General features: G+C 62.7%; 19 protein-coding genes. 6 read left to right on the forward strand and 13 right to left on the reverse strand.

Annotated features, from left to right (window positions below; translation table 11 throughout):
* Window positions 1-77: 77 nt before the first annotated feature.
* The gene (locus AC0L3E_RS07550) at window positions 78-1,463 is read right to left on the reverse strand and encodes a M20/M25/M40 family metallo-hydrolase (protein WP_473604547.1); all 1,386 of its coding nucleotides are present in this window, start codon (window positions 1,461-1,463) and stop codon (window positions 78-80) included.
* Window positions 1,464-1,879: 416 nt separating this feature from the next.
* Between AC0L3E_RS07550 and polA the strand changes: the two genes are divergently transcribed.
* Window positions 1,880-4,831, forward strand: coding sequence for a DNA polymerase I (gene polA, locus AC0L3E_RS07555; protein WP_473604578.1), 2,952 nt, complete (start codon window positions 1,880-1,882; stop codon window positions 4,829-4,831).
* A gap of 231 nt (window positions 4,832-5,062) precedes the next feature.
* Here polA and AC0L3E_RS07560 read toward each other — a convergent pair whose 3' ends face one another.
* Window positions 5,063-5,467 (reverse strand): Fur family transcriptional regulator, encoded by a 405-nt coding sequence (locus AC0L3E_RS07560; RefSeq protein ID WP_109658718.1) that lies wholly within the window; start codon window positions 5,465-5,467, stop codon window positions 5,063-5,065.
* A 243-nt stretch (window positions 5,468-5,710) separates the two neighbouring features.
* Between AC0L3E_RS07560 and AC0L3E_RS07565 the strand changes: the two genes are divergently transcribed.
* The 3 genes from AC0L3E_RS07565 (at window position 5,711) to AC0L3E_RS07575 (ending at window position 9,116) form a co-directional block, all read left to right on the forward strand.
* A complete protein-coding gene (locus tag AC0L3E_RS07565; RefSeq protein WP_473604548.1) occupies window positions 5,711-7,909 on the forward strand; it encodes a caspase family protein in 2,199 nt (732 codons plus the stop codon).
* 122 nt (window positions 7,910-8,031) lie between these two features.
* Window positions 8,032-8,412, forward strand: a complete 381-nt coding sequence (locus AC0L3E_RS07570) for a hypothetical protein (RefSeq protein ID WP_473604549.1) — start codon at window positions 8,032-8,034, stop codon at window positions 8,410-8,412.
* Window positions 8,409-9,116, forward strand: coding sequence for a DUF4760 domain-containing protein (locus AC0L3E_RS07575; RefSeq protein ID WP_473604550.1), 708 nt, complete (start codon window positions 8,409-8,411; stop codon window positions 9,114-9,116). The genes AC0L3E_RS07570 and AC0L3E_RS07575 overlap by 4 nt, the downstream gene beginning before the upstream one ends.
* 62 nt (window positions 9,117-9,178) lie before the next feature.
* Here the strand turns inward: AC0L3E_RS07575 and AC0L3E_RS07580 are convergent, their stop codons facing one another.
* The gene (locus AC0L3E_RS07580; protein ID WP_473604551.1) at window positions 9,179-10,273 is read right to left on the reverse strand and encodes a trypsin-like serine peptidase; all 1,095 of its coding nucleotides are present in this window, start codon (window positions 10,271-10,273) and stop codon (window positions 9,179-9,181) included.
* A gap of 396 nt (window positions 10,274-10,669) precedes the next feature.
* Here AC0L3E_RS07580 and AC0L3E_RS07585 point away from each other — a divergent pair, with 396 nt between their 5' ends.
* The gene (locus AC0L3E_RS07585) at window positions 10,670-11,767 is read left to right on the forward strand and encodes a S1 family serine peptidase (RefSeq protein ID WP_127272136.1); all 1,098 of its coding nucleotides are present in this window, start codon (window positions 10,670-10,672) and stop codon (window positions 11,765-11,767) included.
* Window positions 11,768-11,842: 75 nt separating this feature from the next.
* Here the strand turns inward: AC0L3E_RS07585 and mgrA are convergent, their stop codons facing one another.
* From mgrA to AC0L3E_RS07620, 7 genes are all read right to left on the reverse strand, one after another.
* Window positions 11,843-12,889 (reverse strand): L-glyceraldehyde 3-phosphate reductase, encoded by a 1,047-nt coding sequence (gene mgrA / locus AC0L3E_RS07590; protein ID WP_256745389.1) that lies wholly within the window; start codon window positions 12,887-12,889, stop codon window positions 11,843-11,845.
* 121 nt (window positions 12,890-13,010) lie between these two features.
* Window positions 13,011-14,153, reverse strand: coding sequence for a Gfo/Idh/MocA family protein (locus tag AC0L3E_RS07595; protein WP_473604552.1), 1,143 nt, complete (start codon window positions 14,151-14,153; stop codon window positions 13,011-13,013).
* 11 nt (window positions 14,154-14,164) lie between these two features.
* Window positions 14,165-14,911 (reverse strand): sugar phosphate isomerase/epimerase family protein, encoded by a 747-nt coding sequence (locus AC0L3E_RS07600; protein ID WP_127328238.1) that lies wholly within the window; start codon window positions 14,909-14,911, stop codon window positions 14,165-14,167.
* Window positions 14,912-14,964: 53 nt separating this feature from the next.
* Window positions 14,965-16,062 (reverse strand): ABC transporter ATP-binding protein, encoded by a 1,098-nt coding sequence (locus tag AC0L3E_RS07605; protein WP_023812494.1) that lies wholly within the window; start codon window positions 16,060-16,062, stop codon window positions 14,965-14,967.
* A 5-nt stretch (window positions 16,063-16,067) separates the two neighbouring features.
* Window positions 16,068-17,000 (reverse strand): carbohydrate ABC transporter permease, encoded by a 933-nt coding sequence (locus AC0L3E_RS07610; protein WP_473604579.1) that lies wholly within the window; start codon window positions 16,998-17,000, stop codon window positions 16,068-16,070.
* A gap of 2 nt (window positions 17,001-17,002) precedes the next feature.
* Complete coding sequence (locus AC0L3E_RS07615) at window positions 17,003-17,890, reverse strand: carbohydrate ABC transporter permease (RefSeq protein WP_127322195.1); 888 nt, start codon at window positions 17,888-17,890, stop codon at window positions 17,003-17,005.
* Window positions 17,891-17,971: 81 nt separating this feature from the next.
* Window positions 17,972-19,210, reverse strand: coding sequence for an ABC transporter substrate-binding protein (locus tag AC0L3E_RS07620; protein WP_127328234.1), 1,239 nt, complete (start codon window positions 19,208-19,210; stop codon window positions 17,972-17,974).
* A 403-nt stretch (window positions 19,211-19,613) separates the two neighbouring features.
* Between AC0L3E_RS07620 and AC0L3E_RS07625 the strand changes: the two genes are divergently transcribed.
* Entirely contained in the window at window positions 19,614-20,669 is a 1,056-nt protein-coding gene (locus AC0L3E_RS07625; protein WP_032900915.1) for a LacI family DNA-binding transcriptional regulator, read from the forward strand.
* 9 nt (window positions 20,670-20,678) lie between these two features.
* Here the strand turns inward: AC0L3E_RS07625 and gndA are convergent, their stop codons facing one another.
* The 3 genes from gndA to AC0L3E_RS07640 form a co-directional block, all read right to left on the reverse strand.
* Entirely contained in the window at window positions 20,679-22,106 is a 1,428-nt protein-coding gene (gene gndA / locus AC0L3E_RS07630) for an NADP-dependent phosphogluconate dehydrogenase (protein ID WP_128307413.1), read from the reverse strand.
* Between the two features lie 231 nt (window positions 22,107-22,337).
* On the reverse strand, window positions 22,338-23,483 hold the full coding sequence (locus tag AC0L3E_RS07635) for a trypsin-like serine peptidase (RefSeq protein WP_473604553.1): 1,146 nt from the start codon (window positions 23,481-23,483) through the stop codon (window positions 22,338-22,340).
* A 182-nt stretch (window positions 23,484-23,665) separates the two neighbouring features.
* Entirely contained in the window at window positions 23,666-25,303 is a 1,638-nt protein-coding gene (locus tag AC0L3E_RS07640; RefSeq protein ID WP_473604554.1) for a copper resistance CopC/CopD family protein, read from the reverse strand.
* Window positions 25,304-25,334 lie beyond the last annotated feature (31 nt).

A 25,334-nucleotide genomic window follows, 5' to 3' on the forward strand; every position in this document is an offset into this window, starting at 1 on the left:
CTGCAGCGCTTTGTCTTGTGGCCCGTCCTCGCCGCGATCCGCTGAAAAATCAACAGGAAAACAGGAGTTTCCGCCGCTCAGCGCGTCAAGGCATCGAGAATCCGCGCCCAGGAGCGCTGGCCCTTGTGGAAGGAGCTGAGCTCGTATTTCTCGTTGGGCGAGTGGATGCGGTCGTCGTCGAGGCCGAACCCGACCAGCAGCGATTCCATACCGAGATAGGTCTGGAAATCGCCGACAACCGGAATGGAGCCGCCGCTGCCCGTCGTCACCGCCGGCTTCGGCCATTCGTCGGACAGCGCATTCTTGGCCTTGGCGAGGAAGGGCGAGTCGTAGGAAAGCTGGATTGCCGGCGAGCCGCCATGCGGATGGAATTCGACCGAACAGTCGGCCGGAATCCGCTCCTGGACGAATTTCTGGAACGCAGCGCGAATTTTCTTGGGATCCTGCTTGTGGACAAGGCGAAACGACACCTTCGCCGAGGCTTCCGCCGCGATCACCGTCTTGAAGCCCTTGCCGGTATAGCCGCCGATGATGCCGTTGAACTCGGCTGTCGGCCGCGCCCAGGTCAACTCCAGCACCGAGCGGCCCTTTTCGCCCGACGGGATCGACAGGCCGACCGGTCCCAGGAACGTCTCGGCCGTCTCGCCGAGCGTCTCCCATGATTTCAGGATCTGCGACGGTGTTTCCTCGACGCCGTCATAGAAGCCGGGGATGGTGATATGGCCGTCCTTGTCGTGGATATCGGCCAACACCCTGGCCAGGATGCGGATCGGATTGGCGGCGGCACCGCCATAGAGGCCGGAATGCAGGTCGCGATCGGCCGCCTTCACCGTGATCTCCTCGCCGACCAGCCCGCGCAGCCCGACGCAGATCGACGGCGTGTCGCGGTCCCACATGCCAGTATCGCAGACAAGCGCGAAATCGGCCTTGAGTTCGTCGGCATTGGCTTCGAGGAACGGCTTCAACGAGGGCGAGCCGGACTCCTCTTCGCCCTCGAACAGGATGGTGATGCGGCAAGGCAGATTGCCGTGCACCTGTTTCCAGGCGCGGCAAGCCTCGACGAAGGTCATCAACTGGCCCTTGTCGTCGGCCGACCCGCGTCCGGTGATCACCTTGTGATCCGGCCCGACCTCCTTGACAGCAGGCGCGAACGGATCGCTTTCCCACAATTCGATCGGATCGACCGGCTGAACGTCATAGTGGCCGTAGAACAGCACATGCGGCGAGCCGGCCGGGCCGTCATGATGCGCAACCACCATCGGGTGGCCTGATGTGTCGCGAACGCTGGCGTCGAAGCCGATCAGCTTGAGTTCGGCCACCAGCCATTCCGCCGCCTTGCGGCAATCGGCGGCAAAGGCCGGATCGGTGGAGATCGACTTGATCCTGAGCAAGCCGAACAGGCGCTCGAGGCTCTGGTCGAGATTGTTGTCGAGACGGTCGAGGACGGGGGAAATTGCGGACATATGTGAAGCCTTTCGATTCAGAACCCGAACCGTAAAGGCAGGACAGGAAAACGAAAAGCCCGCGATCATTGGACCACGGGCTGCAAACGTCTGTCTGGGATAAAAAAAGACCGCCGTGGTGGAGGGGGAACCACGGCGGCCTTCTACTCGAAACGATGCGGCAGCCCGGAGAGGGGGGATAGGCTGCCGCAGGTGTCCGGAATAGGCGGGGGACGGGCCTTGCTCCGGACTCGGCGAAAACTGCCGATGACGTGTATTTGGGTCTGTGAACATGGCGATTCAAGGGCACGAAAATTACAGTTTTGTAACATAGGCGTGAGCAGGGTGACGGCGATCTGTCAGGGTGTTGCCGGAACCGATAGTCGAGGCTGCCTTTGGCATGGACCAAGCCGCCGCGCCGCGCTATCCCTGCCGGCATGAAAAAAGGCGATCATCTCTTCCTTGTCGACGGCTCCGGCTACATCTTCCGTGCCTATCACGCGCTGCCGCCGCTGACCCGCAAATCCGACGGCCTGCCGGTCGGCGCCGTTTCCGGCTTCTGCAACATGCTGTGGAAGCTGATGCTCGACGCCCGCAACACCGATGTAGGCATTGTGCCGACGCATTTCGCCGTCATTTTCGATTATTCGTCGAAGACCTTCCGCAACGACCTCTACCCCGAATACAAGGCCAATCGCTCGGCACCGCCGGAAGATCTGATCCCGCAATTCGGCCTGATCCGCCAGGCGACCAGGGCGTTCAACCTGCCCTGCGTCGAGATCGAAGGCTACGAGGCCGACGATCTGATCGCCACCTATGCGAGGCTGGCCTGCGAAGCTGGCGGCGACACCACCATCATCTCCTCCGACAAGGATCTGATGCAGCTGGTCGGCGACACGGTCGCCATGTACGACCCGATGAAGGACCGCCAGATCGGAATCCCGGAGGTGATCGAGAAATGGGGCGTGCCGCCGGAAAAGATGGTCGATCTGCAGGCGCTGACCGGCGATTCGGTCGACAATGTGCCTGGTGTGCCCGGCATAGGGCCGAAGACGGCGGCGCAACTGCTCGAACAGTTCGGTGACCTCGACACGCTGCTGGCCCGGGCCGGCGAGATCAAGCAGGACAAGAGGCGCGAATCGATCATCGCCAATGCCGACAAGGCGCGCATTTCTCGTCAGCTGGTGACGCTGATGAACGATGTGCCGGTGACCGAGGGACTGGAGGATTTCGTCCTGCACGCGCCGGACGGCCCGAAGCTGATCGGTTTCTTGAAGACCATGGAATTCACGTCACTGACCCGCCGTGTGGCGGAAGCGACCAGCACCGAGGCCGGCGACGTCCAGGCCGTCGCGGTCACCGTCGAACGCGCCGATCATGCTCATGGCCCAGATGTCGGGGCCGGGTTGCCGTCGGTTGCCCGAAACGGGTCCGGCACTGAACCGGACCAAGCCGGCGGGACAGCGGAGACGTCAAAACAAGGCGATACCCCTTCCCTGCTCGCGGCACTGCGGCTGGAGCGCGCGGCCACCGGCAAGATCGATATTTCTGCCTATCATTGCATTCGCGATATCTCGACCCTGAAAGCCTGGGTGGCCGAGGCACGGGAGGCGGGCATCGCCGCCTTCGATGTCCGGGCAACATCGGCTGATCCGATGCAGGCCGAACTGATCGGCATGGCCATCGCCACAGCGCCCGGCCGCGCCGCCTACATTCCTTTTGCCCACATGAGCGGCAATGGCGACCTGCTCGGTGGTGGCGCGCTCGAAAACCAGATTCCGCTGCGCGAGGCGCTGGCCGTGCTGAAACCGCTGCTCGAAGACCGATCGGTTCTCAAGGTGGCGCAGAATCTGAAATACGATCTTGTCATCATGAGCCGCTACGGCATCGATGTCGCGCCGTTCGACGACACCATGCTGATCTCCTACGTGCTCGATGCCGGCACGCCCCATGGTCATGGCATGGATGCGCTTGCCGAAAAGTGGCTCGGTCATACCCCTCTCCAACTCAAGGACGTCACCGGCTCGGGCAAAAGCTCCGTCGGTTTCGATCAGGTCGACATCGACAAGGCGACGGCTCATGCCGCCGAAGACGCGGATGTGACGCTTCGGCTCTGGCTGGTGCTGAAACCGCGGCTTGCCGCCAAGGGCCTGGTGTCTGTCTATGAGCGGCTGGAGCGGCCGCTGGTGCCGGTGCTGGCGCGCATGGAACAGCGCGGCATCTCGGTCGACCGGCAGATCCTGTCGCGGCTCTCCGGCGAACTGGCCCAGGGCGCCGCTCGCCTTGAAGAGGAAATCTACCAGCTCATCGGCGAACGCATCAACATCGGCTCGCCAAAGCAGCTCGGCGACATCCTGTTCGGGCGCATGGGCCTGCCCGGCGGTTCCAAGACCAAGACCGGCCAGTGGTCGACGTCGGCGCAGCTTCTCGAAGATCTCGCTGCCGAAGGCCACGAACTGCCGCGCAAGATCGTCGACTGGCGCCAGCTGACCAAGCTGAAATCGACCTATACCGATGCGCTGCCGGGCTTCATCCACCCCGACACCAAGCGCGTCCACACGTCCTACGCGCTGGCCGCGACGACGACGGGCCGGCTGTCGTCCTCCGACCCGAACCTGCAGAACATCCCGGTTCGCACCGCCGAAGGCCGCAAGATCAGGACCGCCTTCATCACCGACAAGAGCCACCGCCTGGTCTCGGCCGACTACAGCCAGATCGAGCTGCGGGTGCTCGCCCATGTCGCCGAAATCCCGCAATTGCGGCAGGCTTTCGCCGACGGCGCCGACATCCATGCCATCACCGCGTCGGAGATGTTCAACGTGCCGGTCGAAGGCATGCCTTCGGAAGTCCGCCGCCGCGCCAAGGCGATCAATTTCGGCATCATCTACGGCATCTCGGCCTTCGGTCTCGCCAACCAGCTGTCGATCCCGCGCGAGGAGGCAGGCAACTACATCAAGAAATATTTCGAGCGCTTCCCCGGCATCCGAGACTATATCGAGGAGACCAAGGCCTATGCCCGCGAGCATGGCTTTGTCGAAACGATCTTCGGCCGCCGCATCCATTACCCCGATATAAGATCGTCCAATCCCTCGCTCCGCGCCTTCAACGAGCGCGCCTCGATCAACGCCCGCCTGCAAGGCACCGCCGCCGACATCATCCGCCGTGCCATGATCCGCATGGAGGAGGCGCTGGAAAAAGCAGGCCTTTCGGCACGCATGCTGCTGCAGGTGCATGATGAATTGATCTTCGAGACCGTCGAGGCGGAAGTCGAGGCAACGATCCCGGTCGTGCGTCACGTCATGGAGAACGCGGCGATGCCGGCGGTCTCGATGTCGGTGCCGCTGCACGTCGACGCGCGGGCGGCGAACAACTGGGACGAGGCGCATTAGCCGTCGTCGTCATCCTAGGGCGGAGCGACGCGAAGCGGAGCGCAGACCCTAGGATCCATGCCGTTACATTAGCCTTGGATGCAACGGTGCAAAATGAAGCCGCTTCCGAGGCTGCGCCAAGTATCCTTAAATCTGGGCCGCCGCGACATTCTCATGTCACGGCATGGATCCTAGGGTCTCCGCGACGTCGCTTCGCTCCTGCTTCGCCCTAGGATGACGAAGCGATGGGCCTTAGGCCGCTTCGGCCAGGCACTTGGCACACGTCCCGCGAAATTCGATCACCGCCTTCTTGGCGGCGAAGCCGGTGGAGCGCACCCATTCGTCCAACTGGTGGCCGACATCGTGGTCGGACATTTCGGTGACCTGCCCGCATGTGTCGCAGATCGCGAAGGCGGTCATCGAATGGCTGTGGTCGTGCGGCTCGGCGCAGGCGACGAAGGAGTTGATGCTTTCGAGCCGATGCACGAAACCTGACTTCACCAGCGTATCGAGCGCGCGATAGACTTGGAGCGGCGCGCGAAAACCGCGCTCGCGCAATTGGTCGAGCAAGGTGTAGGCACTGAGCGGTCCGCTGGCGGTCTCGAGTTTCTCGAGCACGCACAGCTGGTTCTTCGTCAGCACATCCCTTGCCGCCATGATCCTGTTTCCAACTCGCCTTGCGTCGCTTGTGCCGCGCACAACGATCCATGTCCCATCCAGATAGCGACGAACAGGCATTTTTGCTACTGTTTCCAGCATTCTGCCCGCGAGGCGGTCGAGAACATCGATCGGAGCGGGGCAACAGGCAGGTTGCTCTGCGATGTGACGTTCAAAATACTGACAATATCTTCGGCAAGGATTGCCGCGCTTGGAAATTCGGTCGGGCTTGGGGAAGCAATCATGATCAAATTGACGCGGCGGACGCTGCTGGTCGGCACGTCCGCCTTGACCATGGCCGGCATGGTATCGTTCCGGACCATGGCCGCATCGCGCACCTACCATGCGCTGCTGGTCGCCTGCACCGAATATCCCAACCTGCCGCAGAGGAACTGGCTTGTCGGGCCGAAGAACGATGCAGCCCTCGTCCGCGACTATCTCCTGAAGAATGTGCCCGACCCCGTGCGCTTCGCGCCGGAAAACGTCACGCTGCTCGCCAAGGATGTCCCCGGCGCCAGTGGCCTGCCGACCCATGCGGCGATCAAGGCTGCATTGGCCGACCTTGCCGCCAAGGTTCAGCGCGACGATTTCGTCTATCTGCATCTGTCCGGTCACGGTGCCCAGCAGCCGCAGATGGTCAAGGGCGACGAAACCGACGGGCTCGACGAGATCTTCCTGCCCGTCGATATTGGCAAATGGATCAACCGCGATGCCGGCGTGCCCAATGCGCTGATCGACAACGAAATCGGCGCGGCACTCGACGCCATCCGCGACAAGGGTGCTTTCGTCTGGGTTGTGTTCGACTGCTGCCATTCCGGAACCGCGACACGCGCCGTCGAGGTCGATGACGAGCTGGAGCGCAAGGTCGAGTTCGCCGACCTGGTCGGCGGCAACGAGTCCGAGCGGGCTGCCGCGATCGAGGCCTATGACGAGGTGATTTCGGTCGCCGGCTCGCGCGGCATCGACGACAATGGCACGCGCAAGCCCGCCTTCACCCTGACGCCGACCGGTGGCGAACCGATCACCAAGGGCAAGCTGGTCGCCTTCTATGCCGCGCAGACGGTGGAGACGACGCCCGAGATGCCGTTGCCCAAGGGCATCGCGGATGCGCCGCGCTTGGGCCTGTTCACCTTCACCATCCTGTCCAAACTGGCCGAGAATCCCAACGTCACCTATCGCCAGCTCGGCCAGGCCGTGCTGCAGCAATATTCGGCCGACAGCCGCACCCGGCCGACACCGCTGTTCGAGGGCGAACTGGATGCCCGCGTCTTCGGCACCGACAAGACCGATGCAGTCATGCAGTGGCCTGTCGTCATCAAGGACGGCGAAGCGACGATCGGCGCCGGGCTGCTGCATCGCCTCACCCCCGGCAGCAAGCTCGCCATCCTGCCATCGGCGTTATCGCCGCTGTCCGACGCTGTCGGATTTTTGGAAGTGCAGTCGGCAAAAAACCTGGAAAGCCGCGTCAAGCCGGTCGAGTTCGACAAGAAGCCGGCGCTCGAAGTCGCCGACATTCCCGCCAACGCCTATGCGCGGGTGGCGGAGATCGCCGTCGACTACAAGCTCGTCTTGGCGCGGCCGGCCATAGCCAAGGGACTTGAGAAGGAAACCGCTCTCGTCAATGCGGTTCTCGACGAACTGGCCACAGCCAGGGAGACCGGCTTCAACATCGAGCTGGTCGAACCCGGCAAGAGCGCCGACCTCCGCCTCGCGGTGATACGCGAGAATGCTGTTCCCGGTGCCCCCAAGGATGCGGCCGACAAGCCGGCGCTGTGGTTCCTGCCGGCGTCGGGCGACGTGAGCCTGAAGGAGGGCGGCAAACCGCCGCTGATCATCATTCACGACCGCCACAAGCTGGCCGATGCAACGACCAGGAACCTGCGCACCATCTTCCGTGCCACCGGGCTTTCGCGGCTGGCGGCGGCCTCCGACTACAAGCCCGAGGACGTCGACGTCCAGTTCCAGGTCAAACGCCGCGACAAGGATGGCCTCGAACCGCTGCAGGCTTCGGTTGTGCCGCGCGTCTCGCCGGGCGACGAAGTGCATGTGCTGGCCAAGAACGGCTCGGATCTGCTGGTCGACATCAATGTGCTCTATGTCGGCAGCGACTATTCGATCACCCATATCGTTGCCGAACGCCTCGCCCCGCAAGCCATGCTCGAAGAGGGGCTGCTGGCTTTCACCGACACCAGCTTCGGCATGGAACGGATGATCGCGGTTTTGACCGAGGCGCCGCCGGAGAGCGAGAAGCAGGATCTGAGCTTCCTGGCACAGGACGGCGTCGCCTCGGCGACACGCGGAATGGGCTCCGCAGGCTTCTCCGACATGCTGACCGATCTCGGCATGGCGCCGGCAACCCGCTCGGTGATGGGGCTTGCCGACAAGAGCGGTCCGAAAGGCGCGGTGATGATCTTCCCGATGGAAACGGTGCCGCGCGCCTGAGCGGATGCCGCCGCCCAGGGCCATATGGCTCTGTGGCGGCTCTTGCGCGATCGGCGCGATATGAGAACATTCCCGGCCGCGTCCTGGCGCATGACGGCCGGATGAAACGGATCGGACCGATTGTGAAGAATTCTGTGTTTTCCTGGCGTGGAACGGTAGCCGGCCTTGCCGGCGGCCTGTTGCTGATCGCCAACGCTTCGGCGGACGAGGCCTGCGGCCTGTGCGTCAAGCAGATCGTCACCAACTCGGAACTGGCGACGTGTTTTCTCGATCAGTACGACCAGTTCGCCAAAAGCGGCAGCGACGCCGTTGTCGTCGATCTCAGCAACTGCGCCTCGCGCGGCGTCGTCGAAGCCTTGCCGTCCCCCAACAAGGGGGCGGCGGAGCCCGACGTACAGTTCATGATTTCGCGCCTGCAACTGGAATGCCTGAAACGGAAGCTGGAGACGCCGGGCATCGTGCTGGATCCCTCCGCCACCATTGAACTGGACAGCTGCGGATGAAGAAGCCAACGGGCAACACCAGGCAGACGGCAGTGACCGCACCCGCAAAGGCGCAGGCCGGCAAACCGGCCCTGCAGGAAACCACCGAAGGTTTCCCGTGGCCAAGCAGCCACGAGATCAAGAAGGAGAGCAACCCCTTCACCGACCGCGACTGGCGCATGCTGGTCTATGCCTGGTCGGGCATGGCCGTGCGTCTCGCCATCATCTTCACCCTGATGTTCTCGGTCTACCAGTTCCTGGCCAACCAGGAGCAGAAGCGCGTCGAGCAGACCATGGCGCTTGTCGAGCTCTGGGAAAACAAGGACTACCAACAGGCGCAGCGTGCGCTGAAGGATCGTCTGACGGGCCTCAACGCCAAATACGACAATCTGCTCAGCGCCAACCCCTCGCCCACCGAGGAGCAGGTGTTCCGGCAACGCATCGGCATCGAGGCGATGACTGCCTCCGGCGGCGACATGCCGCTCGCCGATTTCAGCGAGAATTTCGACCGCATCGTCTATTTCCTCAACCGTCTGTCCTTCTGTGTCGACGGCGATTTGTGTTCGCGCAAGGTGACCGACGCTTATTTCCGCGACTATGCCGTCTCTTTCTGGAGCTATTTTGCCGGCTACATAGACAAGCAGCGCAAGGCGGGTTCTCCCACTTTCGCTTCGGCAATCGAGACCTATGTGCGCAATGGGCCGCCCACGGCCGAAGCCAAATAGCGGCGCGAAAAAGGCGGCGGGATTGCGCCGCCGCCTTTGTCTCCACCGCGAATGCGCAGCGATTATTTATACAGGCTGTTGATCCACTGGACGTTGGCAGCATTCAGGCGCACGGCGGTGTTCGCGTCGGGGCTTTCCGCCACGTTGACACCGGTGACGATGCGCTGCTTGGCCTTGTTGTCGTAGGCATAGACCGAACTGCCGCTCGACCCTGGGAACGTATCGCAGTCGTACTGGAAATATTCCGGCGCGATGTTTTCGGCATGCACTTCGCAGTTTGCCTTCCACATCGTGCCCATCGGCTTGTCGCCGGGATAGCCAACGAGATTGGCGGTGAAGTCGCCAAGATCGTCATAGTTCGCATAGCCCAGCCAGCCGAGATTGGTGCCGACATCCTGCTTTAGCGTGACGATGCCGAGATCCCACAGCAGGACCGAACCATAATAACCCTGGTAGTTGTCGATGAAGCCTTGCAGCACATAGGCGCTTTCGAAGGCGAAGGCGCCGAACGGTGCGTCGTCGGCCGTGCTGCCGTTCAGCCCCGGCACGAACAGATAGTCGGAGAGCCAATCCTTGTCCTCATGGCTGTAGAGGCAGTGCGCGGCGGTGAGCACCGTGCGCGGGCCGATCAGCGTTGCCGAACAGCTGCCGAAGCTGCCCGTCTTCGGCGATTTGGCTTCGAGATAGCCGATTGCCGAGAACGGATAGGTCTTGGTGTTCTTGACCTGCTCGCGATCGTCGGTGCCGAAGACCTGACGGCCGGCTTCGCCTTCGCCGAGGTCCGGATCCTCGGTCTTGCGCTCGGCCCCGTCTTTTCCGGTGGCCGGAGCGTTCAGTTCCTTGATGATAAGCTCCCGCAGCGCTTCGCTCGGCTCGATCTTGATCTCCTTGCCATCGGCGGACCGTCCGACGATGCCGTAGGATTTGACAGCCGTTGCCTCGTCGGCAAGCGGCGCGGCGCGGCTGTCTTCGTCGGTCAGCTTCGGTGGCGCGATCGGCTTTGCCCGCCCGGGCTTGTAGTCGCCTGAAGTCACGTCGCGCGCGCTTTCGCCATTGCCGGCACTGGCGGAGCCAGGATCGGCGGCGAAAGCCGGGACCGTCCACATTGCGGTGCAAAGCAATGTGGACGCAATGAGTGCGTTTGTCAGTTTTGTCATGGTGAGACTCTCCCAAAAGTCAGCAAGGACTGGATCAAGATACAGAAATATTGTCGAGATCGTGGTGGCGTCGAAAAAGGAGTTTGGTTACCGCACTTGAAATATGACCATCGCCTATGCGGTCGGTCAAAGCCCCCGCCAAAGACACCCGGGCGGATATATTGCCTAAATTAATACAACATTGGAATGACAATTAGCTTCCACATAGCCCGTGGGGGGCTATAGGGTTTTGAACGGGGTCTGCACAGGAACGCGATACGCGAAGCAGTGCCTGACTTGGTGTCCCTGCCGTGCCGCTACAACGAAAGCTGCGCGGCCTGACCACCAGTCTGAGGCTTGCTTTGTTGATCATGCGCCGGGGCTGGTCCGCTCGGGTACATATCAGGAGGGCTTCAGATGAACATCATCCATCGGTTCAGGCCGATCGCCGCTGCATCGCTGCTCGGCATCGCAGCCGCCCTTGCGGCAGCCAATTCCACCCAGGCCGACGAAGCAGTCGCCCGACCGGAGGCAGCGGTCTCGCCAATGAAGCGCGTGACGGAAGCCAGGGCGAAAGCCGCGGCGGAGAACCCCGACGCAGCCGACCGCGTCTATGGCGGCAACCAGGCCGAAAAGGGAGCCTATCCGTTCCAGGTCGCGCTGCTCACCACCGACAGGCTGGACGAGAACCCGGCCTCGCAGGCCAACGCCCAATTCTGCGGCGGCAGCCTGATCGCGCCGCAATGGGTGCTGACGGCAGCACACTGCCTCAACGACAAGGGTCAGCCGGTTTCGCCGGAGAGCGTCACCGTGCTGACCGGTGCAACCGATCTCAGCGAGGGCAAGCGCCACAAGGTGGTGGAGGTCATCGTCAACGAAGCCTACAGCGAGCAAACGCTCGACAACGATCTCGCCCTGCTCCGGCTTGCCGAACCGGCCGACGCGCCGACCATCAAGGTCGCCCATGAGGCAACCCCCGACACCGGCAAGACGACCGTCACCGGCTGGGGCAAGATGCAGGACGGCACCTTTCCGACCACGCTGATGGTTGTCGATCTCGATCTGCAGCCGAACCAGGCCTGCAACAGCGGCATCAAGGCCATCTATGCGCGTGATCTGAAGGCAGCGCTCGGTGATCTGTCCCGCCGTATGCGCTATTCGGAAAAAGGCATCGACGCGGCAGCCAATGCGATCGCCGCCGACATGACCGACCCGCTGACCGGCAACATGATCTGCGCCGGCACCACCAGCGGCGTGCGCGATGCCTGCAACGGCGACAGCGGCGGCCCGCTGTTCATGACCGGTGCCGAAGGCCCGGTCCAGGTCGGCGTCGTCAGCTGGGGCGAAGGCCCGGCTGACGGCAGTGCGGCGTGCGGCCACAAGGAGGCCTACGGCATCTACACGCGGCTGGCCAACTACACCGGCTGGATCGAGGCGAAGATGAAGACCTCGGCTCCGGCGCCGGCAAAGCCCAAGGCGGGACTGGGCACCGCCCAGAAACCGAAAACGCCCTGAAGCAGCGCTGTTCGCTTTCAAGCAAAACGGCGGGAGAGGTTCCCGCCGTTTTGCTTGCCGGCTTATCGAGAGGACTTATTTTCGCGGCGGGCCTTTGCGCTCGGCGGAAGCCGCCCACAGATTAATGTCGGATTCGCGCGCATAGGTGTCGATCTCGGCGAGTTCGGCATCGCTGAAATCGAGCACCTTGAGCGCGCCGACGCAGTCCTCGACCTGCTCCGGCCGGCTGGCGCCGATCAGCGCCGATGTCACCCTGCCCTTGCGCAGCACCCAGGCCAGCGCCATCTGCGCCAGCGTCTGCCCGCGCTTGCCGGCGATGGCGTCGAGCGCCTTGATGTTGGCGATGGTCTTGTCGTTGATGAAGGCTGTCTTCAGCGACTTGCCCTGGGAGGCACGGCTGCCATCGGGAATGCCGCCGAGATACTTGTTGGTCAGCATGCCTTGCGCCAGCGGCGAGAACACGATGGAGCCGACGCCGAGCCCTTCGAGCGTGTCGAGCAAGCCATCTTCCTCCACCCAGCGGTTCAGCATCGAATAGCTCGGCTGGTGGATGACGCAAGGCGTGCCAAGCTGCTTCAAGATATCGGCGGCCTCGCGTGTGCGCTGCGAATTGTAGGACGAGATGCCGGCATAGAGCGCCTTGCCCGAGCGCACGGCATGGTCGAGCGCGCCCATGGTCTCTTCCAGCGGCGTGTCGGGGTCGAAACGATGCGAATAGAAGATATCGACATAGTCGAGCCCCATGCGCTTCAGGCTCTGGTCGAGGCTGGCCAGAATGTATTTGCGCCCGCCCCATTCGCCGTAGGGTCCGGCCCACATCTCGTAGCCGGCCTTCGTCGAGATGATCAGCTCGTCGCGGTAGGCGGCGAAGTCGGTGCGCAGGATTTCACCGAAAGCGGTCTCGGCCGAGCCGGGTGGCGGACCGTAATTGTTGGCAAGGTCGAAATGCGTGATGCCGAGGTCGAAGGCCTTGCGCGCGATCGCCTGCTTGGTCCTGTGCGGCGTGTCGTTGCCGAAATTATGCCACAGGCCGAGCGAGATTGCCGGCAGCTTCAGGCCGGAGCGGCCACAGCGGTTGTAGATCATTTTTTCATAGCGGTTTTCGGCAGGCGTGTAGGGCATCGGAAAATCCTCAAATGGAAGCGAGCCGGTCGGCTGCATCGCGACAACGCGGCGAGTTGGCTCTGCCCCTCACCTTTACCCTCTCTCCGTCGGAACGGGGAGAGGGTTGAGGTGTGCTGCCCTATTTCTTCTTCGCCAAAAGCGCCTTGGCTTCCTTGACGCCAAGTGCGGCCGGCCGTTCGCAGGTGGTCTGCATGGCGACGAACTTGCCGGTTTCGCCGGAGCGCAACAGGCCGGTCATCACGTCGACGGCGTGCAGCGCCAGCTCCATCGAACAGCGGTGCGGCCGGCCTTCCGCGATCGCCACTGCCATGTCGGCGAGGCCCGATGTGCGGTAGTTGGCCATCATGTTTTGCGAATGCATCTCGTTGGGTACGCCGAACGGATGCGGCCAGTTCGGCAGCTTCTTGACCGGCTTGGCCGCGTCGGTGAAGCGAACGTCACCACCGAAGAAGTTCGGGTCCGGCACGAACACCGTACCCGCCTCGCCATAGAGTTCCATCGGCGCGTGGCCGTGGGCCCAGACGTCCCAGCTGGTGTTGAGCGTTATAACGGCACCGTTCTCGAACTCCAGCAGTCCATGGATGGTCGTCGGCGTGTTGACCGGTATCTTTTCACCCGCGCGCGGCTTTGAACTGATCGTCCGCTCCTTGGCCGGCGTCGTCGCGAAGGCCGCGACCTGTTTCACCGGTCCGATCAGCTGGATCAGATTGGTGATGTAGTAAGGCCCGATATCGAGCACGGGACCGGCGCCCGGCTGGAAGAAGAAATCCGGATTGGGATGCCAATGCTCCATGCCGTGGCCCATGACATGGCAGGTACCGCTCGTGACCTTGCCAAGCTTGCCGGTGTCGATCAGGTTGCGCACCAGTTGGTGCGCGCCGCCGAGGAAAGTGTCTGGCGCCGAGCCGATCCGCAGGCCCTTTTTCTCCGCCCGCTTCTTAAGGTCGAGCCCTTCCTTGACCGACAGCACGAACGGCTTTTCCGAATAGACGTGCTTGCCGGCGTCGAGGATCTGCTTTGACACTTCATAGTGCACCGCCGGGATGGTCAGGTTGACGATGATGTCGATGTCGTCGGCCTTGAGCAGGTCTTCGACGGTCTCGGCGCGCAGCTTGAACTCCTTCGCCCGCGCCTTGGCCGCCTCCATGTTGATGTCGGCGCAGGCACGCATTTCGATGCCGCGAAACAGCGGCGCCAGCGAAAAATACGCTTTCGAGATGTTGCCGCAGCCGATGACGCCGATGCCAAGTTTCTTTGCCATGCTGATTGCTCCTAATATGTTTTGGCGGCTGCGATGGAGCGGCGGGCGAAACGCTCGATGTCGTTGGGGTTGTCCTGTTCCATGACGTAGTATTGGGCAGCACTCTTGGCACGCAACACCTTGATCAGACCGGCCCAGTCGATGGTGCCATGGCCGACATCCGACCAGCCATCCTCATCCAGCCCCTCGCCGGGCTTGGCCATGTCCTTGACGTGGACGGCGCTGATGCGCTTGCCGTGTTTTTCGATCCACGACAACGGATCATCGCCGCCGCGCACCACCCAGGCAACGTCCATCTCCCAGCTGACATCGGGCGCGGATGACAGGATGTGATCCTGCGGCACCGATCCGTCGGCAAGTTTCTTGAACTCGAAATCATGGTTGTGCCAGGCAAAGCCGTAGCCGGCCTTTTTCGCGGCGTCGCCGACTTTGGCCAGGCGTTCGCCGAAGCCGCGCCACCCGGCCACGTCTGATGGCCGCTGGTCGGGCATCAGGAAGGGACAGATGAGCAGCGTGATACCAAGTGCGTCGGCGGTTCTGCGCACGCCGTCGAAATCGTTCTCGAGCGCGTCGATCGAGAAATGCCCAGTCGGCATGGCAAGCCCGTTCTTGTCGAGCTCGGCGCGGAATGCCACGGGATCATCATAGACGCCGCCAAAACCTTCGACCTGGGCGTAGCCGAGCTTGCCGAGCATGGCGAGCACACCGTCCCAGGGTTGGAAATTGCGGGCGCTGTAAAGTTGGAATGACCAATTCATCGTCTCTGTCCGTTTCGCTTGGGGATTGTCGTTGGAAGGTTGGTTCTCAAAAGCTAGATGCGTGTGCCCGTTGCAGTGTCGAAAAGCGAAGCGCGCATCGGATCGAAGCCAAGCGTCACCGCCTCGTCATTCTTGGGCGTGCGTTCCGAGGTCACTCGGACGCTGAAATTCTGCTGGGCAAGCTTCAGCCAGACCAGCGTGTCGGAGCCCATGGGTTCGACCACCTCGACATTGGCGGCTATCGAAAACGGCCAACCGGTGCCGCTGTTCAGACTGACATGCTCGGGCCTGATACCGAATGTGACGGGGCCGGGAGCCGGAGGCTTGGCAAAGTCGTAAGTGCCGAGCGGGATCTTGATATCCTCGGCCGCGAACCGCCAGCCGCCGTCGGCGTCTTCCAGGCGGCCATCGACGAAGTTCATTGCGGGCGAGCCAAGGAAGCCGGCGACGAAGCGGTTGACCGGGCGGTTGTAAATGGTCTGCGGCGCATCGAGCTGCTGGATAACGCCGCCCTTCATCACCGCGATGCGGTCGGCCAGCGTCATCGCCTCGATCTGGTCGTGGGTGACGTAGATCATGGTGTTCTGCAGCTTGCGATGCAGCAGCTTGATCTCGACGCGCAGTTCGGCGCGCAGCTTGGCATCGAGATTGGACAGCGGCTCGTCGAACAGGAACACGTCGACATCGCGCACCAGCGCCCGTCCGATCGCGACGCGCTGGCGCTGGCCGCCGGAAAGGGCGGCCGGCTTACGCTGCAGCAGCGGTTCGATCTGCAGGATTTCAGCCGCCCGCGCGATCCGCTTGGCGATCTCTTCTCTTGGCGTGCCGGCGACACGCAGCCCGAAGGACAGGTTCTTCTCCACCGTCATTTGCGGATAGAGCGCATAGGACTGGAACACCATGCCGATGCCGCGGTCCTTGGGCTCTTCCCAGGTGACGTTCTTGCCCTTGATGAAGATGCGGCCCTCGGAAACGTCGAGCAGGCCGGCAATGCAGTTGAGCAAGGTCGACTTGCCGCAGCCGGACGGCCCGAGCAGCACGATGAACTCGCCATCGGCGACATCGAGATTGAGCGTCTCCAGGACGGTCACCGCACCGAAGTTCAGCGACAGGTCCTGGATCGAAACGCTGGTATCATTGGCTGCCGTCATCGCCGTCACCCCTTCACCGCGCCGGCGGCGATGCCGCGTACGAAAAGCTTGCCGGAAATGAAGTAGACGATGAGCGGCACAAGCCCGGTCAGGATGGTTGCGGCCATGTTGACGTTGTACTCCTTCACGCCTTGCACCGAATTGACGATGTTGTTGAGCTGCACCGTCATCGGATAGGTGTCGGGGCGGGTGTAGACGACGCCGAACAGGAAGTCGTTCCAGATGCCGGTCACCTGCAGGATGATGGCGACGACGAAGATCGGCAGCGACATCGGCAGCATGATGCGCAGGAAGATGCCCCAGAAGCCGGCGCCGTCGACGCGTGCCGCCCGGAACAGCTCCTCCGGCATCGAGGCGAAATAATTGCGGAACAGCAGCGTCAGGATCGGCATGCCGAAAATGGAATGGACAATCACCAGCCCGCTGAGGCTGCCATAGAGGCCGATTTCGCGCAGGATGATGACGATCGGATAGATCATCACCTGGTAGGGAATGAAGGCGCCGACGATCAGGATGATGAAGAACGTATCGGCGCCCTTGAAGCGCCAATTGGCCAGTGCATAACCATTCACCGAGGCGATGGCGATCGACAGCAGAACCGACGGCACGGTGATCCGCACCGAATTCCAGAAACCGCGCGAGAGCCCGTCGCAGTTAAGACCGGTGCAGGCCGTTGACCACGCCTTGACCCACGGCTCGAAGGTGATCTCGAGCGGCGGTGAGAAGATGTTGCCAAGCCGGATCTCCGGCATGCCCTTGAGCGAGGTGACGACCATGACATAGAGCGGCAAGAGGTAGTAGACCGCCATGACGAACAATGTGCCGTAGAGGAAGACGTTGCGGCGCGAAATCATGCGGCGCGGCTTTGGACCGTAGGGCCCTGCGATGTCCTGTTGCGCGCCGGCGGCAACGCTTGCTTGAGCGGTGATGTCTGCAATGCTCATTTGCGCCGCCCGAACTCGAGATAGGCCCAAGGCACGATGACGATCACCACCGAGAGCAGCATCATGGTCGAGGCGGCAAAACCCTGGCCGAGGTTCTGGGCGAAGAACATATAGTCGTAGACGTATTTGGCCGGCACTTCGGAGGCGATGCCCGGGCCGCCGCTGGTCTGGGCCACGACCAGGTCATAGACCTTGACGATGCCGGAAGCGATGATGACGAGCGTGGTGATGAAGACCGGCCGCATCATCGGGATGACGATGAACAGATAGGTCTTCCACATCGGGATCCCATCCACGCGCGCCGCCTTCCAGATGTCTTCGTCGATACCGCGCAGGCCGGCCAGCATCAGGCACATGATGAGCCCGGTGCCTTGCCACAGCGCAGCGATCGATATGCCGTAGATGACGATGCTGGAATTATAGAGCGGGTCGAAGCTGAAGCTCGTCCAGCCTAAGTCCCGCACGACATGCTGGATGCCGAAATCCGGATTGAGCAACCACTGCCAGACAAGGCCGGTGACGATGAAGGAGAGCGCGAAAGGATAGAGGAAGATGGTGCGGAACGTGTCCTCGAAGCGGATCTTCTGATCGAGCAGCGCGGCAAGCAGAAAACCGATGACCAGCGAGAACACCAGCGAGATCGCGCCGTAGATCAACAGGTTCTCGATCGAGATCAGCCAGCGCGGCGCCGCCCACAGCCGGTAATACTGGTCTAGTCCGACGAAATTCAGCCGCGGCAGGAGCTTCGAATTGGTGAAGGAATAGAGCACCGTCCAAACGGTGCCGCCGACGAAAACCACCATGGCGGTGAGGATCATCGGGATCGAGGCGACCTTCGCATTGAGGTTGCGGAACAGAAGGTTGGGGCGTGCGCTCTTGCTCATCTCGTCAGCCGGCTGGGTAAGGGCGGTGCATTCCCGGCCCCGCATTCGCAAGGCCGGGAGCGAGGCGGGTTGCCTCCAGCGTCAGTCCGCCGAAGCGATGAGGTCGGCGAAGCGCTTCTGCGCGTCTTCGACGGTCAGTTCCGGCTTGGCGAAGAATTCGGCGAAAAGGTCTTCCTTCTGCTTCTGGGTGTCCTGCGAAAGCAGTTGGTCCGTCCACGGCATGACGGCGCCCTTGGCAAGGATGGCGAGGCCCTTCTTCATGCAGTCGTTGGCCGCATTGAGATCGACGTCGCCGCGCACCGGCAGGGATCCCTTCTTCAGATTGAAGGCAACCTGCGTCTTGGGATCGAGCAGCGTCTCGGCCAGCACCTCCTGCGCCTTGCTCTTGTCGGCATCCTTGAGCAGCGGGAAGTAGAAGGCGTCACCGCCCGTGGCTATCACCTCGTTCAGCCCAAGGCCTGGCAGGCAGGTGTAATCCTTGCCCGCGGTCTTGCCGGCAACCTGAAACTCGCCCTGTGCCCAGTCCCCCATGATCTGGCCAGCGGCCTTGCCGGTGATGACCAGGTTGGTCGCCTGGTTCCAGTCCTGCACATTGGTGTTCTTCGCCATCTTGCGGGCATCGTCCGCGGCCTTGAAGACCTTGGCGACTTCGGGCCCGGCGGCGAACTTGGCATCCTTGTCCTTGTAGACCTTGAGGAATGTGTCCGTGCCGCCCACAGCCGCAAGCAGGACGTCGAAGGCACCGGAGGATTGCCAGGCCTGTCCGCCGACGGCGAGCGGGATGATGCCGGCCTTTTCCAGCGCCGGCGCTGCCGCCACGAATTCATTCCAGTCCTTCGGCAACGGCACGCCGGCCTTCTCGAAGGCCTCGTTGGACAGCCACAACCACTGCCAGGAATGGATGTTGACGGGCACGCAATAGATCTTGCCGTCGATGGTGCAGCCGTCGAGCAGGCTCTTCGGCCGGACGACATCAGTCCACTTGCCCTTGGTGGCGACGTCGGTGAGGTCGCGCATCAAGCCGGCCTGCACCAGCTCTTCCGCCTGCCGGCCATGGTTGAATTGCGTGGCGCCCATCGGATCGCCACCGGTGATGCGGCTGATCATGATTGGCCGCGCCGTTCCGCCGGAGCCGGCAATGGCGCCGTCCACCCAGTGGTTGCCGGTCGCATCGAATGCCTTGGCAAGTTCCGCAACCGCCGCCGCCTCGCCGCCCGACGTCCACCAATGGGTGACTTCCAGGTCCGTCGCGGCCGCCTGGCCGGCAAACTGCAACGCGGCCGTCGCTGCCAGCGCAGCGGTCAAAAATCTGTATCGCATTTCGGCTCCTCCCAGAATCTGAAACGTTACAGATTTTCGATACGGCAATTGCGCGAGCTGTGCAACCCATCAACGAAGCGTCCCCGATATTTTTTCGGACCGCGAACAAATTCGCATGAATGATCGCGCTTCTCATGCACTGCAGCATGGTTTGCTGCGGCGCAAACACCGAAATGCCGCCTGATACGGGCAAAAGGCGGCGGCAGAGGCGATTTCTCCTGGAATCCCAAGCGTTTCGCAAAAGAACCATCCACCTCGTGGGCGAGGGACATGTAACTCGATATGGCAATCTGTAACGTTTCAGTATATTGAGACTTTACCGGGGCTGGAACGCATATCGTATCGCCATGACGGCGATTGCCGACATGGCTCGCGGCTGCTATGCGCCTGACGGGCGGGACGAATGGACAGACAGCGTACGGACAAGAACGGGGAGACCTCGGCACAGGGACGGCCGACGTTGAAGACGCTTGCCTTCATGACCGGGCTCGGCGTCACCACCGTGTCACGCGCCTTGAAGGATGCCCCGGAAATCGGCGCCGAAACCAGGCGTCGCGTCCAGCTCGTCGCCAAGCAAATCGGCTACCGGCCGAACCGCGCCGGCGTGCGTCTGCGCACCGGCAGGACCAATGTCATCAGCCTCGTGCTCAACACCGACCGCGAGATCATGAGCTTCGTCTCGGACATCATCTACGGCGTTTCGGAAGTGCTCGCCGAAACGCCCTATCACCTGATCGTCACACCCTATTCCCGCTCGCAGGATCCGATGGAGCCGATCCGCTATCTCGTCGAGACCGGCTCGGCCGACGGAGTCATCATTTCGCGCACCCAACCGAACGATCCGCGCGCCCGCTACATGCTCGAGCACGGCATGCCCTTTGCCACGCATGGGCGCACCGACATGGGCCTCGTCCATCCCTACCATGACTTCGACAACCATGTTTTCGCGATGGAGGCCGTGCGCCGCCTGGCGAGCATGGGCAGGCACAAGCTGGCGCTTCTGTCGCCGCCGCCCGGGCTGACCTATTATGGCCACACGCTGAACGGCTTTGCCGATGCGCTGAGCGAGGTCGGAGCCAGCGAAATTCCGTTCAACACCGTTTCCATCGATCACACGATCGAGCAGATCAGGACCAGGACCGCGCAGTTGATGCGCCGCGAGAACAGGCCGGACGGCTTCGTCAGCAGCGCTGCCGCCGCGACACTGGCGATCGTCGCCGGCATCGAGGATGCCGGCCTCAAGCTTGGCCGCGACGTCGATGTCGTGTCCAAGCAGTCGTCGGACCTGTTGCACCTGTTCCGGCCGGAATTGCTCGTCGTCAACGAGAACTTCCGCCTGGCCGGCTCCGATCTCGCCCGCTCCGTGCTCGGCTGGATCGGCGGCGCCGCACCCGGCTCGTTGCAGCGCCTGGTCGCCACCAGCGAGGTTCAGGCGTTCAGCCCGCCGGTTTCCGTTTAGGCCCTTGGGCTAGCCAGCCGCACCGCTCCCCCACGGCCCGTGGAAAGCGCCCTTGTCGTCGATGCGCTCGAAGCCGTGCGCGCCGAAGAAGTCGCGCTGCGCCTGGATCAGGTTCGAGGTGCCGCGGCCCTGGCGGTAGCTGTCGAAATAGGCAAGTGCGGAAGACAGCGCCGGAACCGGCGAACCGGCCTCCGAAGCCCTCGCCACGATGCGGCGCAGCGACGGATGCGCTTCCTGCATCAGCGAGATGAAGGCCGGAGCCATCAGAAGGTTGGTCGAGGCGCCGCCCTTGCTGAAGGCTTCCGCCATGGTGTCGAGCATCTGCGAGCGGATGATGCAGCCGGCGCGCCAGATCCTGGCGATGGTCGGCATCGGCAGGTTCCAGTTGAATTCCTTGGAGGCGCCGCTCATCACCGCGAATCCTTGGGCGTAGGCGGCGATTTTGCCGGCGAACAGCGCCAGTTCCAGATCTTTCAGCAGGGCATCCTTGTCACCTGAAATCTTCGTGACGCCGGCGTTGCCATAGGCCTTTTCCGCCGCCAGCCGCTCGTCCTTGATCGATGATAGAACGCGTGCCGCCACCGCCGCCTCGATCGCCGTCGCCGGAATGCCGAGTTGCTGCGCCTCGATGACCGACCATTTGCCGGTGCCCTTCTGGCCGGCGCGGTCGAGGATGATGTCGACCACCGGCTTGCCGGTCTTCGGATCGTCTGATGCCAGCACCTTGGCGGTGATCTCGATCAGGTAGGAATTGAGCCGGCCCTTGTTCCAGTTGGAAAACACCGTGCCGATGTCCTTCGGCCCCATGCCTAAGCCGTCGCGCAAGATGCCGTAAATTTCGGCGATCATCTGCATGTCGGCATATTCGATGCCGTTGTGGATGGTCTTGACGAAATGCCCGGCGCCGTCGGTGCCGAGCCATGCCGCGCAGGGTTCGTCCTTGAACTTGGCGGAGATCGCCGTCAGCACCTTCTCGACGCGCTTCCACGAGTCCTCCGTACCGCCGACCATGATCGACGGCCCGTGGCGCGCGCCCTCCTCGCCGCCGGACACGCCCATGCCGATGAAGGTGAGGTCCGAGCCGGAAAGCTCGGAGAAGCGCCGCATCGTGTCGCGGAAATTGGCATTGCCGGCGTCGATGACGATGTCGTTGGCCGACAGAACGCCGCGCAGAGCCGCGATCTGTTCGTCGACCGGCTTGCCGGCCAGCACCATGATGATGATCGGGCGCGGCGGCCGGATCGCGGCGGCAAGCTCTTCCAGGCTGTAGCAGGGCACGACCATGTCCCTGAGCGCGCCGGCATTCTCTATGAAAGCGTCGGTGCGCGCCCTGGTGCGGTTGAAGACAGCGATGCGGTGCCCGTGCTCGGCGATGTTGAGCGCCAGGTTGGAGCCCATCGTGCCAAGGCCGATCAGGCCGATTTCGGCATTTTCCATCGTTTCTTCCCTGCTTTCGGATCTTGTTGGTTCGAGCCCGCGATTTGCGGGGATGCCCATTCATCACGGGATGCCATTCTTCACGGGATGATTGACGGGCCTTTCGGGCCGCGTCAACCGCCTCGCCGAATTGTGTTGCGCGGATCGAACGTGAAGACCAGAGCCCGAGAAGATTGGCAATTGGCGCAGCCGCCGGGAAATTCAGGTGCCGGCGTCGAGGGAAAAGCGGGTTCAGAAATTGTAGTTGGCATAGCCATGGTAGACCAAATCCACCATTGCGTCCCCTCCGGCAAAGAGCAGATTCACATTCCAAGGCGGGTTCCAAGGCGGGAAGGGAACCACGAACTCGGTTTCCTGGCCATGGCAAACTCCCACGACGCGCCAGTCGTCGCGGATGAAGCCGAACAGAGGTCCTCCCGACCACCCGTGGCCGGCGAAGTTTGTCGTTTCAAGCTCGCGCGCATGCTTGTCTCCGTCGACATCTCTGATGAAGGCAGCCAGCTCGACAGCCGGGTATCCGGCGGCGAAATCAGGATAGCCAGCGCTCATGTAAAGATGGTCGAAATACTCATCGTGGTCGTCGAAGGCCTGCGTACCCAGCCAGCCGCAGACGTTGCCAATCGGATCAATCGTCCTGCAGATTGCATAGTCGCTGGCATCCGCTTTGAACGCCATATCCCAGAAGCCGTCATGCCTGACGCCATACCAGTCGCTGACCCATGTGGAGCCGAAGCGAGGGGAGTGACCCGGGTACATAGCCGGCGTGAATTCGATTTGACAGTTGCCGCTGTAGTCCCACGGCATGACATGGCTGGCTGTCATCAACAGGTTCGGCCCAACCATGAAGGCGGTGCCTCCTGGAAGCTCCTTGCCTTCGGAGAAGGTGCGGATGTGGCCTATCGCCGACCAGGGAAACGCCACCAGATCCATGCCGATAGCCGTAAGCCCCGACCGCTTGACGGCAATATCGCCGTCCGGTCCAGCAAAGAACGGTCGCAACCGTGGGACCGTTCGCACGGCGAGATGGCGAGGAACATAGGCCTTGAGCAGATCCTCGTTTCGCCTGCCCGTGCGCGTCGGCTTGCCCTCAGGTCGCGCGACGGCCTTCGCAACAGGCAGGTTGAGCCTCGATTCCAATCGCGGCACATAGCCCTTCGGCGCAGAGACCCGCTCAGCCACCTTGCGGGCGTCCGGAAATCGGCCCAGACTGAGATGATTGATGATGTCGACAGGCATCGGCTCCGTCGGATCACGATCAAGTTTTTCGATGAGAGCGCCGAGGTCGTTGCGCGCAGCCAGCGCCCTGAAGTTTGGTTGTCGCCTGTTGCGCCCGGCATTCTCGTTCCCCGCAGTGGAGAGGCGTTGATCCTTCTTCATGCGATTTGTCCTCGCTTGCCCCTGCCAATGCGCCTCGATAGGGCGAGACGATCGCGATTGGCATCGAAACCGAAGTGATGGCCGCCAAGGTCGAACGAAAGCGACCATTTTGACAGTCGTCATTTGCCGACTGGGTCGCTCCTTTTTGCGGGTGCTATTTCGTGAGGACCATAAGGCCGACGCTACGGCCTGATATCGACGGGCGCCTCGATCTTCACCATCTCGAAGTCCGAGACCAGTATGTCGATGCGCACCGTCCACCGGCCCGGCACCGGGATGACGAGGTTGTCGACGCGCCAGCTGCCGTCACCGGGCTTGCTCGCAGCGCGCTTCAGCGGCTCGATGCCGGAATCGGGTTTTGACAGCACAAGCGTCACCTCCTTGGCGTCGAGCGGGCCGAAATCGCCGCTCATGATGACCATCGAGGCAACGACCGGGCCGGCATGGCCGGGAGTGATGCTGAGATCGGCCATCGCTTGCAGCGCGTGGATATGGACCGACACCGGTTGCGCTGCCGCAATCGCCAGGGCTCGTGGCGGCGGCGTGAAACGCCAGCCCGCGGCAACGCCGAAAATAGCCAACACGATCAACGTCTCGACGCCGATCGAGCGGACCAGCCTGCGTTGAACTTCCGTCGATCCCGCCTCGGCCGATGCGGTGAGTTTCCAGCGATTGACGGCAGCAAGCGTGAACAGAAAGACCAGCAGCCCCAGCTTGATAAGCAGCAGCCTTCCATAGGCGGTCTCGACCAAAGCTGCGGGTGTCTGCACCTGGATGACGGCAAGCACGATGCCGGCAGCGGCAAGCACGGCCACCACGGGCAGGATCGCCCAAGAAAACCGCCGCAGGAATGGCGTGGCCCCCGCCGATTGCCCCTTCAGCGCCAGCCCGAGTGGGATCAATGCGCCAGCCCACAACGCGATGCCGACGCCGTGCAGGAACACCATCGGCCGCGTCAGCCATTGCGGCTCGGCGGCACTGGCATGGCCGCTGGCGGCAAGGGCAACCCCCACCCCGGCCAAGCCGGCCAGCGCCGATGGTTTGGCGGTGGCGCGGGGACCGGCCAGCGACAGCAGGCCAAGGCCCAGCGCGATCAGCGCGACCAGCACTGTCCAGCCGAAACTGGTGTCGAGCCCGGTCCGCCAGACGACCGATTGTGCCAGATGGGAGAGCGGCGCCCCCAATGCGTCCAGACCTTGCAAGCCGAGCGACAGGCACGACGCGACCAGCCCGCTCAGGATTGCAGCTGCAACGAAGCGCTGCCCGGCACGGCCACTTCCGGCCAACCAGGCAAGCGCGAAGGCGCCGCCAACGCCGAGGAAAAGGCCGACGTAGAGAAAGATTTTGCCCGTCCAGATAGCCGACCGCAACGGCCAGTCGACGGCTTCGGATACGGCGGGCGGCTCGCTGGGCGCGCCGATGGAAAACAGCAGCGATCCGCCGACGGGATGACCGTCTGCGGAGATGACGCGCCAGCTCAAGACATGCGTGCCGGACTTGAGTAGCTGCGGATTGTCGATCTCGACGGTCTGGTCGCTGAGCCGGAATGACGTTAGCGGAACCGGCTTGCCGTCGGGCTTCACCAGCGTCAGCACCAGAGGCGAGACCGGCTCGCTGAAGGTCAGCGAGAACTGCGCCGGCCCCTGTGCCAGCACCGCGCCGTCGGCCGGGTCGGTCTTGATCAGCGCGGCATGGGCAAAGGCCTGATCCGACACGGCAAGGCCGGCAAGAAACACGATCACGGCCAACAGGCCGGCGGCAAGCCGGCCGGCGCGTTGGCCGGTCATGGAAGCCGTTTGCAGGAAGGAGGTCGTGCCCATGTCACCGCCACGAAAAGGAGCGGCGCGCTCG

The sequence above is a fragment of the Mesorhizobium sp. WSM4822 genome (genome assembly GCF_055811155.1).

What these genes read in the sequence shown, in the direction of transcription:
- AC0L3E_RS07550 (WP_473604547.1), bottom strand. Translation starts at nt 1,463, where the DNA reads ATGTCCGCAATTTCCCCCGTCCTCGACCGTCTCGACAACAATCTCGAC.
- polA (WP_473604578.1), top strand. Translation starts at nt 1,880, where the DNA reads ATGAAAAAAGGCGATCATCTCTTCCTTGTCGACGGCTCCGGCTACATC.
- AC0L3E_RS07560 (WP_109658718.1), bottom strand. Translation starts at nt 5,467, where the DNA reads ATGGCGGCAAGGGATGTGCTGACGAAGAACCAGCTGTGCGTGCTCGAG.
- AC0L3E_RS07565 (WP_473604548.1), top strand. Translation starts at nt 5,711, where the DNA reads ATGATCAAATTGACGCGGCGGACGCTGCTGGTCGGCACGTCCGCCTTG.
- AC0L3E_RS07575 (WP_473604550.1), top strand. Translation starts at nt 8,409, where the DNA reads ATGAAGAAGCCAACGGGCAACACCAGGCAGACGGCAGTGACCGCACCC.
- AC0L3E_RS07580 (WP_473604551.1), bottom strand. Translation starts at nt 10,273, where the DNA reads ATGACAAAACTGACAAACGCACTCATTGCGTCCACATTGCTTTGCACC.
- AC0L3E_RS07585 (WP_127272136.1), top strand. Translation starts at nt 10,670, where the DNA reads ATGAACATCATCCATCGGTTCAGGCCGATCGCCGCTGCATCGCTGCTC.
- mgrA (WP_256745389.1), bottom strand. Translation starts at nt 12,889, where the DNA reads ATGCCCTACACGCCTGCCGAAAACCGCTATGAAAAAATGATCTACAAC.
- AC0L3E_RS07595 (WP_473604552.1), bottom strand. Translation starts at nt 14,153, where the DNA reads ATGGCAAAGAAACTTGGCATCGGCGTCATCGGCTGCGGCAACATCTCG.
- AC0L3E_RS07600 (WP_127328238.1), bottom strand. Translation starts at nt 14,911, where the DNA reads ATGAATTGGTCATTCCAACTTTACAGCGCCCGCAATTTCCAACCCTGG.
- AC0L3E_RS07605 (WP_023812494.1), bottom strand. Translation starts at nt 16,062, where the DNA reads ATGACGGCAGCCAATGATACCAGCGTTTCGATCCAGGACCTGTCGCTG.
- AC0L3E_RS07615 (WP_127322195.1), bottom strand. Translation starts at nt 17,890, where the DNA reads ATGAGCAAGAGCGCACGCCCCAACCTTCTGTTCCGCAACCTCAATGCG.
- AC0L3E_RS07620 (WP_127328234.1), bottom strand. Translation starts at nt 19,210, where the DNA reads ATGCGATACAGATTTTTGACCGCTGCGCTGGCAGCGACGGCCGCGTTG.
- AC0L3E_RS07625 (WP_032900915.1), top strand. Translation starts at nt 19,614, where the DNA reads ATGGACAGACAGCGTACGGACAAGAACGGGGAGACCTCGGCACAGGGA.
- gndA (WP_128307413.1), bottom strand. Translation starts at nt 22,106, where the DNA reads ATGGAAAATGCCGAAATCGGCCTGATCGGCCTTGGCACGATGGGCTCC.
- AC0L3E_RS07635 (WP_473604553.1), bottom strand. Translation starts at nt 23,483, where the DNA reads ATGAAGAAGGATCAACGCCTCTCCACTGCGGGGAACGAGAATGCCGGG.
- AC0L3E_RS07640 (WP_473604554.1), bottom strand. Translation starts at nt 25,303, where the DNA reads ATGGGCACGACCTCCTTCCTGCAAACGGCTTCCATGACCGGCCAACGC.